We start from the raw sequence: 9,175 nt of genomic DNA, 5'->3' as shown, positions 1-9,175 counted from the left end.
GGCTTACTTAATAAAAATTGCGTGGTTGTGGTACGCTTTCAAGGTCCTAAGGCCTGTGGAATGCCGGAATTACATCAATTAACTCCAAAGCTTGGGGTTTTAATGGATCAAGGATATCAAGTGGCATTGGTTACCGACGGCCGTATGTCTGGAGCATCAGGCAAAGTTCCAGCTGCAATTCATGTCACTCCTGAGGCAGTCGATGGAGGAGTTATTGCGAAGGTTAAAACAAATGATATGATTTTAATCGATTGTAAACGAGGAATACTTCAGTTATTAGTTTCTGATGAAGAATTAGCAGCTCGATCTGGTCACCTTATGGAAGAACAGGACTTTATCGTTCGAGGTATGGGACGAGAATTATTTACTCACTTAAGATCAAATTTTACCGGTGCTGAGCAGGGTGCTTGTAGTTTATTTAAGGGAAATGAATTTTGTTATGATGCATCATGATTTAACGCAGTATGTGATTGTTGCTGATATAGGCGGTACTTTTGCTCGGTTCAGTAGAATGAATCTTATTAATCTGCAGATGGATAAAATTGAAATTTATCCTTGTGCAGAATTTATGAGCTTAGGAGCCGCATTAGTAGCCTATCAAACTCAATATTCCTACAAGAAATAAAACAGGTCGCCATAGCGATTGCCTGCCCAGTCATTGATGACTTGGTTAGTATGACCAATTGTCATTGGCGGTTTTCAATTACTGATTTAAAACAAGAGCTTGGTTTGGATGTTTTGCAAGTCATGAATGATTTTACCGCGATTGCCATGAGCTTACCTGCGTTAACAAGTCAGGATTTAATTCAAATTGGTGATGGCTACTTAGATCCTGGTAAGGTAAGAGTTATCCTAGGTGCAGGAACTGGTTTGGGAGTGGCTTATTTAGTTCCTAATCAACAAAATTACATGGCTTTTGCAGGAGAGGGCGGTCATGCAGACTGGGGAGCAAAAACGGAGCAAGAATGGTTTATCTATCGCTACTTAAAAAATCAATACCCACATGTATCCTATGAACGCTTATTATCAGGCCAGGGCTTGGAAAATATATACAGGGCTTTGGCGGCCTACCAGAATACAAAAGTCGAACCCTTAAGAGCGGCCCAGATTATCTCTAAGGCATTAAGCCAAAATTGTATTATAGCACAAAAAACAATAGAACAATTCTTTTCAAGTCTGGGAACTTTTGCTGGGGATTTAGCTTTAACCTACGGTGCCTTTGGGGGCATTTATATTGCAGGAGGTATTGTTCCCCGTTTATTGTCTTTGGTGCATCAAAGCGATTTTAGAGTTCAATTTGAAAATAAAGGTCGATTCCGTGACTTCAACGCCCTGATTCCTACTTTTGTTATTGCTGCAGCACAACCAGGTCTTTTGGGAGCGGGCGTCAGTCTAAAACAATCTTTAGCAGGAGCTTCTTATGTCATTTGCTGAATGGAAAATACAACCGAGCACAGTATTTTCGACTTCTTCAGTTGTTCCAGTCATTGTGATAAGGGAGCTGGAGCAAGCAATATCTATAGCTGAGGCAATATTTACGGGCGGTATTAATATTCTCGAGGTAACGTTAAGAACACCAGTAGCAATGAAAGCTCTAGAATTGCTTATCAATACATTCCCAAAGGCTTTAATTGGAGCAGGAACTGTCATTAACTCTGTTCAACTGGATGAAGTGGCAGCGGTAGGTGGCAAATTTGCTATTAGTCCGGGACAGACCCGCGAACTATTGGAAGCAGGATTGAAGAGTGAAATTCCTTTAATTCCAGGTATAGCTAGCGTTTCTGAGCTCATGGAGGGGTTAAACATAGGTTATACCCATTTTAAATTTTTTCCTGCAGCAATTTCTGGGGGAGTTTCCATGTTGAAGTCTATCTCAGGGCTTTTCCCAGAGGTAAGGTTTTGCCCAACGGGAGGGGTGACTGCTGAGAATTATGGTGATTATTTAAGATTACCTAATGTGCCTTGCGTCGGGGGATCTTGGATAGTACCTGAAGATGCAATAAAAAATCGCAATTGGTCTTTAATTACTGATTTATGTGTAGCAGTAAGCTCTCGAATAGAGGAGTGTTCTTCACAGAATGAATGTAATTAATTTGTATTATCCCTTTAAAGTTCTTTCCTACATTTATGGGAGGGTTGAGATATTGTCATTAAAATTAGGGTCTTATTTTGTGAATAAATATATTTGAGTTGGCAGGAGAAGTACTTTAAAACAAGGAGTAAAAGATGGCTTGGATTGTTGCAATAATTGGGTCAGTTGCAGGTTTTTTATTTGGTTATGATGAGGGAATTATTGCAGGTTCTCTTGATTTGGTCAAAAATCATTTTAATCTGACAGTAACTCATATTGGTGTTATGGCTTCTGCCTTACCTTTTGGCGCGTTACTGGGTTCGATGTTAGTTGGTGCTTTCATGGCATCAAAAGGGATGAAGCGATTTGGCAGGTGTTCTTTATTGTCATTTGCCGGCTTTTTGTTCTTTCTTGGCGCGCTGGGGGCTGGACTTGCCCACTCCATTTTCATACTTATTTTATCTCGATTAGTTTTAGGTCTTGCAATTGGAATGGCTTCTGTATTAACTCCGTTATATTTGGCCGAAACTGCTGCTTTAGAGGCAAGAGGCGCAGTTGTTGCAATTTATCAGCTTGCTATGACTGTTGGTATTGTTTGTTCCTACTCAGTGAATTATTTATTGATAGAACAGCAAGCATGGCGGGTAATGTTCGCTTCGAGCGCTTTACCTGCGTTACTGTTAGCGATAGGGATTTTGTTCATGCCCGAATCCCCCCGTTGGTTATGTAGTGTTGGGCGTCGTGATGCTGCAGAGAATTCATTAAGAAAATTAAGAAAAAATCGAGCGATTGAACAGGAATTAAGAGACATTGAAACCACATTGGCGAATGAGCCAAAACAAGGAAATTGGCTACTTTTATTCCAAAAACCCTTACTGCCAGTATTGATGTTAGGGACTATCTTGTTTTGTTTGCAGCAATTAAGTGGCATTAATGTAGTGATCTATTTTGCCCCTGAAATATTTAAAAATCTGGGTATGGATAGTACAACTGGTCAAATATTAGCAACGATGGGCATCGGGTTGGTCAATTTACTAGTTACTATTATCGCAATTTTATGTGTCGATAAACTAGGACGACGCAAATTGTTGCTACTAGGCTTTGCTGGGACAAGTTTGAGTTTGTGTGCATTATGTCTTTTTTCTTTAAATCATGTGCCTGGATTATCCTACTTATCTGTTATTTGCTTAATGGTTTATATTTTTTCATTTGCAATTAGCGTGGGTCCTATCCCACACATCGCTATGGCAGAAATTTTCCCCCTCCATGTCCGAGGGGCCGGAATGGGTATGTCATCCATGAGTAATTGGTCTTTTAATACACTGGTCATTTTTAGTTTTCCAATCTTGCATCATATGTTTGGTATAGAGGTTACTTTTGCATTATATGCAGTCATTTGTTTCTTAGGTTTGATTTACACTTATGTTTATATGCCTGAAACTAAGAATATCAGTTTGGAGCAGATAGAAAATTATATTATGAGTGGTAAGCCACTACGGTTTTTAGGAAGAGAAGAAGAGATGAGTATGACTAACAAATCAGAACCTTCTATATTAGCTCCAATGAATTGATACAAGCATGGTAACTGTCTTGAATTTCTAATTCAAGACAGTTACTTATATCATAAAATCATTTGACCTAACATTAGTGATTTCAAGAGATCATTTGTGTTAGGTCAAGATGACTCAACCTTTTGCTAGAAAAATTTACTGCTCCAAATCGATAGTTTTTATCCTATTTTCCAATTGCTCTCTTACTTGGATAGCTCTAAGTACGGAACCGTAACTCCATGTTAAAGAAGCCGCTCCTTGTTGGACTCCTGTATTTAGATTGATTTGCTCACTTAAATTCAGATCAGGGCCGTATTGTTTTATCAGCTTTAAATAACTGTCCCCCTTCTTTAGGTAACTCATAATAAGCGGTTTATTATCGGAATTCATAACCACATTATTTGCTAAGGTAAAATAATATTCAGCTATTGTAGCAGTTAAAATAAACCAAGGATTACCGACACTATTCGTTTGGTAGCCATCGTAAGTGTCTCCAGGGTAACGACCAAATAGTATTGCTCCGGAGTGGTTTTTATTTATAGGGAACATTAAATTAAATTGCTCATGCAGAGCCATCACAGTATTTTGTACAAAGGCATTTTGCGGGGCAAAGACGCCTTCCTTTTGCGGATTTATAAGGATACCTAGTAGAACAGACGAATCAAGCTCTAAAGTTTTTTGTGGGCCAGGATGAGGTAATAAAGTAGCTTGAATTATTCTATTTCGCTGATCCAAATGTTGTTTCAGGCGGCTATTAATTAAGTTGGCTTGGGCATCATAAAAAATAGCAGCTTGCTCATCATGGAGTTTACGAGCCAAAATCGCACCTTCTGCAAGAGCTTTTTGCTGCGCCATAGCTGTAAAAAAATGATGACCAAACACTTCTTCCCAAAGATCAAAGTTTGCATCTTGCCAATGGTGGGCAATGTATTCTAAATCCATTTTGATAGTACCTATGGATTGGGGGTCCATAGTATTGTTGTAAAGATGAGTTTTTATATAATCGGTTTCATTTTTATTTAATAGTTGTTGAGCAAAACGAATTAAAACGGAAGCTCTGAGTGCTGGGCCATCATTTTGTGGTCTTCCCCATTCCCCATCAAAGGGGCTTCCATTGATATAAAATTTGGGTTCACCGAGTATGTCTTGGCCAGGAATTGTATCATTTTGATGCTGTACCTTTTCAGTCCAGGAAACATATTCTAATAGCAGTTTTTTATATCGATTAGATTTAGTCGCTTCATACCATGTTTCAACTAATCCCATGGCAATTGCAGAATCTCGTATCCAGTCATAATAATAATTAGGATCATGTTGCGAGGGAGAAGCGACGATAGCACCATTGGATTGAAAATTATTCAAAAAATGCTTTTTTAATATTTGAATGTCTTCATGAGTAAATACAGAAGCCATCGCTTGAGAGATAAAAAAAATCAGTAAAAAAAAGATCCTTTTCAACATAATCTCCTGATAATAATGATATCCAAGAGGTGTCAAAATGCGATTTTTAGGCGGATGCTTTTCCTGCCCTTTTTTGGAACTCGCAATAGGACGGGCTATCACATGTCTTTTCAAAAAACTGGACGAAAAAATCATGCGACCCAAATTATCGCATTTTTTAAGTCTCTTGGGTATTGATCTAAAAATAAGGTAGCCATAGTACAGGAAATGAATTTGCCAAGCTATAGGGTTGATATGGTTTTTATTGTACTAAGCCTGTTTGGCAATAATTTTTTCAATTGCATTGACCCATTCAGGGTGATCATTCATGCAAGGAATTAAAACGAATTGTTCACCTCCTATCTTTAACCATTGTTCTTTGGCTCGGATCCCTATTTCTTCTATTGTTTCCAGGCAGTCGGCAACAAAAGAAGGACACGCAATGGCAAGTTTCTTAATTCCTTTTGCTGCTAATTCGACTAGAATTTCATCAGTAAACGGCTTAATCCAAGGTGTTTTTCCAAGTCTGGATTGAAATGCAGTGGTATATTGATGAGTGCTTAATCGCAATTCTTTTGCTAATAGTAGACTGGTTTGGTGACATTGAGCTTTATAACATGCTTGGTTTTTATCAGATATAGGTGGACATGTTCCGGCACAAATAGATGAACATCCGCTCTGAAGGACATGTCGTTCTGGAATACCATGATAACTAAAGAGAAGATGAAAATCTTCTTTAAGATATGCTTTAATGATTTGAGATTGTGCTTTAATATACTCAGGATGTAGATAAAAATCTCTTATTATTCTGAGTGATGGAATGACTTCTTTAGGTGAGAAAATTGTCATGACTTTTTCAAGAGCTGAGCCTGTGGCTGCAGAAGAGTATTGGGGAAATAAGGGAAGAACAGTGATGGATTCACACTTTCTTAATTCTTCTATAGCAGTTTCAATACTTGGCTTACCATAACGCATTCCTAAAGCAATGGTGTACTCTTCGTTAAGAGCAGCTTTTAATCGATTGACCAAATTTTGGCTGTGATATAAAAGAGGTGAGCCATTTTCAGTCCATATTGATTGATAGGCATGAGTGGATTTGGATGTTCTAAAGGGCAAAATTAAGCAATAGACTAGGATATAGCGCATCATAGCTGGTAAATCGATCACTCGTTTGTCAAGCAGAAATTCCCGCAAATATGCTCTTACGGCGGCTACCTCTGCCTTGTGGGGAGTACCTAAATTAATCAGTAATAAACCATGCCTCATCAGTAAAGGCCCCATTACATGAAATGAACAAAGGACATAATACCTTAACTTGATGGTCGCAGCAGCATAAATATTAATTATACTGCTGCGCTTAATAGTTTATCACATTAATAATCTGTTTATGCTGTTTCTTCATGTTCAGCATTTTCACTTAGAGCAACAACGTTAGTGGCATGTAAACCTCTTTCGCCATTGACCACATCATAAGTGACTGCTTGTCCAGGAATTAGTGTTTTATACCCAGTACCATTGATTGACGAGAAGTGTACAAAGATATCTTCGCCACCTCCTTCTGGAATGATAAAACCCCAACCCTTGGCATTATTGAACCACTTGACTTCGCCTCTAGCCATGAATCCTCCTTTTGCTAAAGCTTATCAATCGACTGACAATTGCTGATCAGCTGATCAATTGCATTCTTCCTTAAATGACAATTGTAAATGCCTATTTCGCAATAGGTAAGTTCAACATAACGCAAAAAGGGACCATTACTCAATAGGTTTATTAAAATTTATCTATAATTTCTATCATCTCGTTAGGAAGTTCTTGCTAAAATAACTTAAAATTTAGCATTTATTAATGAGAGAGTATCTTGTTTAGCATTGATGAACGAATTTTATCTAGTTGCTTTATCCTTGGTGAGTGGCCGTTATCTACAGTTCTTTTAAAAAATGAAGCTTGTTATCCCTGGCTTATTTTGGTTCCACGAAAGAAGCATATTCAAGAGATTTACCAGCTGGAAAAAAAAGAGCAGCAATTATTAATAGAAGAAATTAATCAGTTGTCTTTATTGATGAATAATTATTTTTGTCCAGATAAGCTTAATATTGGAGCACTAGGTAACATTGTTTCACAACTACACATACATGTTATTGCCCGGAGAAAAAGCGATCCTCTATGGCCCCATGGTATTTGGCAATCTTCTATGTCTGCCACTCCTTATCAAGAGTGTGAATTAAATAATGTATTGCCTCCTCTGTGCGATCTGATAAAAGGAAATAGGTTCTAGCCTTAAGATAAGATAATAATCTAATTATTTATAACGTATTCTAAAATTAGACATTACAATTCTATCAATTAACATGATCATTAATAGACTTACTTCCAAGAGTTTTGGATATAGAGAGGGAATATGTTGCATTCAAGATATAGTGTTTATAGTGAAAAATGCCCATCAAGAAATGTTTTAGAAGGCATCAGCGACAAGTGGTCTATATTGGTTATCAATCTTTTATCCAGCAAAGTGTATCGTTTTGGCGAATTAAAAAGGGAAATAGGAGGGATATCTCCCAAAATGTTGACACAGACTTTATTAAAATTGGAGCGATATGGCTTTGTAGAGAGGCGCTCTTACCCTGTTTTACCTATGAAGGTGGAGTATTCATTAACTAACTTGGGTAAGGAATTAAGTGCAATATTGGTTTTACTTACTAGTTGGACTGAAACCAATATGAGTCAAATAATTAAAGCGGAGGAAGGATTTATTAAAGAGCGAGAAATGAATTGCCTATTTAAACCATCTCACCAAAGTCTCCTCCCCTAAGTGTTCATGGATATAAGATAAATAACAGGTTAGTTCTAAGGCATATTGTTCCTCTGAAATCAGGTCATTATTTACCGATAAAGGATCGTGGTGGAGGAAAGCTCCATTAAGATAAGTATGGCAAAACTGATGATAATCTTTAGTAAATAAAAGGAAAGTATGCCACATGTTATCAATGTCAGACATTTCTTCGTGAATAACACATGAAAAATCCAAATTGATATTTTCTGGATAATTTTCCCTATCTATTTTATGTTTATGGGAGAGCCAGATAAATTTCATTAATTCTTGCCAGGCTTCTTCACCAGACATTTCTGTATTGGGATAATCTATGTTATATCGAGCAATAATTTTATCGTTTCTATAATTAAGCAAGTCATTTAAATTAGGATACATCATTGAATCGAATCTATTATGATTATTGAAAGCGCTACAACACGACAATATAATGTAAAGTGTGTTGTAGGCTGTTATTAGGCTTCTATTTTAAGTTAGCCAAGATTATTTGGGTACGTGGCACCATCCTCTGTTCTTTTTTAATAATTTTTTTTGGATAATTTTTTGGATAATTTCTTGTTGCATAAGACACTCCTGTATTTTTATAAATGAACCAGCAAAAGCCTAAGATAATAATCTAAGGGCGTCAATTAGTTACTTTTAGGTAACTACTTTTCCAATTTTATAATTGAAGAAAATTCGAACATGGCGTTAAATAAAATTTTTTTAAGAAATTTTTAATATTCTTAATAATTTCTTAATTTGTTTGTGATATCTTTTAAGGATAGTTGTTAAAAGGGGGGGCAGATGGATATTCATAGCACTTCTAAAATGTTAGCTAGGATGCTAGGAACAAAGAAGCCAAAAAATTTAATTGCAGAAAATGATCAGTCTGATCCTATTCCCGAATTAAAACGTCATCCTGGCATGGAACCGAATGCAGAGATGCAAAATACTTTAGCTAATATGCTTGGAGCTTCTTCTAGTAAAAAATATTCGCCAATGGATTAACTGTTTTATTTGAGCCATTAGGTTTTTTCATCTAATTAATCTTGCATTATTCATCAATAATTGATTGTTGGATGTCAGGCACAAGTCATACACCACTTCGATTCAAAACCAACCGTATAAAACGGATTACAAGGTATCATTTCCAAGTCGTCAGGAATCTATCTTTCAAACAAAGTGATGTGCTAACTTATAAAATGGATTTTGTTGGCATGGAAATGATGCTTTTAATAGATATAATATACAAAGTATTCTGGCTGGATGTAATAATTTTAAATTTAAAATTTCTTGAAAACATTG

Annotated in this window: 10 protein-coding genes and 2 pseudogenes; 8 read left to right on the top strand and 4 right to left on the bottom strand. The window is 36.7% G+C overall.

Going from position 1 to position 9,175, the window contains the following annotated elements; translation table 11 throughout:
* From OK13_RS13020 to OK13_RS13005, 4 genes and pseudogenes are all read left to right on the top strand, one after another.
* Positions 1-453: pseudogene (locus OK13_RS13020) on the top strand (dihydroxy-acid dehydratase domain-containing protein); the annotation flags it as partial.
* Positions 440-1,434 (top strand): annotated as a pseudogene (glk, locus tag OK13_RS13015) (glucokinase). The pseudogenes OK13_RS13020 and glk, both read left to right, overlap by 14 nt.
* Positions 1,421-2,092, top strand: a complete 672-nt coding sequence (locus OK13_RS13010; RefSeq protein WP_035891459.1) for a bifunctional 4-hydroxy-2-oxoglutarate aldolase/2-dehydro-3-deoxy-phosphogluconate aldolase — start codon at positions 1,421-1,423, stop codon at positions 2,090-2,092. Before glk ends, OK13_RS13010 begins: the two are co-directional and overlap by 14 nt.
* 134 nt (positions 2,093-2,226) lie before the next feature.
* The gene (locus OK13_RS13005; RefSeq protein ID WP_035891457.1) at positions 2,227-3,642 is read left to right on the top strand and encodes a sugar porter family MFS transporter; all 1,416 of its coding nucleotides are present in this window, start codon (positions 2,227-2,229) and stop codon (positions 3,640-3,642) included.
* 135 nt (positions 3,643-3,777) lie between these two features.
* Here OK13_RS13005 and OK13_RS13000 read toward each other — a convergent pair whose 3' ends face one another.
* The 3 genes from OK13_RS13000 to OK13_RS12990 all read right to left on the bottom strand — a co-directional run bounded on the left by OK13_RS13000 (position 3,778) and on the right by OK13_RS12990 (position 6,680).
* Positions 3,778-5,082 carry a glycoside hydrolase family 15 protein gene (locus tag OK13_RS13000; protein WP_152571701.1) on the bottom strand — a complete coding sequence of 435 codons (1,305 nt, stop codon included), beginning with the start codon at positions 5,080-5,082 and terminating at the stop codon, positions 3,778-3,780.
* 249 nt (positions 5,083-5,331) lie between these two features.
* Positions 5,332-6,327, bottom strand: coding sequence for a ferrochelatase (gene hemH / locus OK13_RS12995; protein ID WP_035891454.1), 996 nt, complete (start codon positions 6,325-6,327; stop codon positions 5,332-5,334).
* Between the two features lie 119 nt (positions 6,328-6,446).
* Positions 6,447-6,680, bottom strand: a complete 234-nt coding sequence (locus OK13_RS12990) for a cold-shock protein (protein WP_035891453.1) — start codon at positions 6,678-6,680, stop codon at positions 6,447-6,449.
* 239 nt (positions 6,681-6,919) lie between these two features.
* Here OK13_RS12990 and OK13_RS12985 point away from each other — a divergent pair, with 239 nt between their 5' ends.
* Together OK13_RS12985 and OK13_RS12980 are read left to right on the top strand one after the other, a co-directional pair.
* Entirely contained in the window at positions 6,920-7,336 is a 417-nt protein-coding gene (locus OK13_RS12985; protein ID WP_035891451.1) for an HIT domain-containing protein, read from the top strand.
* A gap of 123 nt (positions 7,337-7,459) precedes the next feature.
* Positions 7,460-7,870, top strand: coding sequence for a winged helix-turn-helix transcriptional regulator (locus OK13_RS12980; RefSeq protein ID WP_052117692.1), 411 nt, complete (start codon positions 7,460-7,462; stop codon positions 7,868-7,870).
* On the opposite strand, the gene OK13_RS12975 is transcribed toward OK13_RS12980, so the two are convergent.
* Positions 7,835-8,266 (bottom strand): glycine-rich domain-containing protein, encoded by a 432-nt coding sequence (locus OK13_RS12975; protein WP_081964933.1) that lies wholly within the window; start codon positions 8,264-8,266, stop codon positions 7,835-7,837. The two genes, OK13_RS12980 and OK13_RS12975, sit on opposite strands and share 36 nt — an antisense overlap.
* Before the next feature lie 408 nt (positions 8,267-8,674).
* Here OK13_RS12975 and OK13_RS12970 point away from each other — a divergent pair, with 408 nt between their 5' ends.
* Together OK13_RS12970 and OK13_RS14890 are read left to right on the top strand one after the other, a co-directional pair.
* Complete coding sequence (locus tag OK13_RS12970; RefSeq protein ID WP_035891445.1) at positions 8,675-8,878, top strand: hypothetical protein; 204 nt, start codon at positions 8,675-8,677, stop codon at positions 8,876-8,878.
* A 71-nt stretch (positions 8,879-8,949) separates the two neighbouring features.
* Positions 8,950-9,175, top strand: a 226-nt coding sequence (locus OK13_RS14890) for a hypothetical protein (RefSeq protein ID WP_035891443.1), incomplete at its 3' end; no start/stop codon positions are given.

The sequence above is a fragment of the Legionella norrlandica genome (assembly GCF_000770585.1).
In the GTDB taxonomy this organism is placed as follows: domain Bacteria; phylum Pseudomonadota; class Gammaproteobacteria; order Legionellales; family Legionellaceae; genus Legionella; species Legionella norrlandica.
The sequence above is the reverse complement of the archived record's forward strand: the minus strand, read 5'-3'. Positions and strand labels throughout refer to the sequence as shown.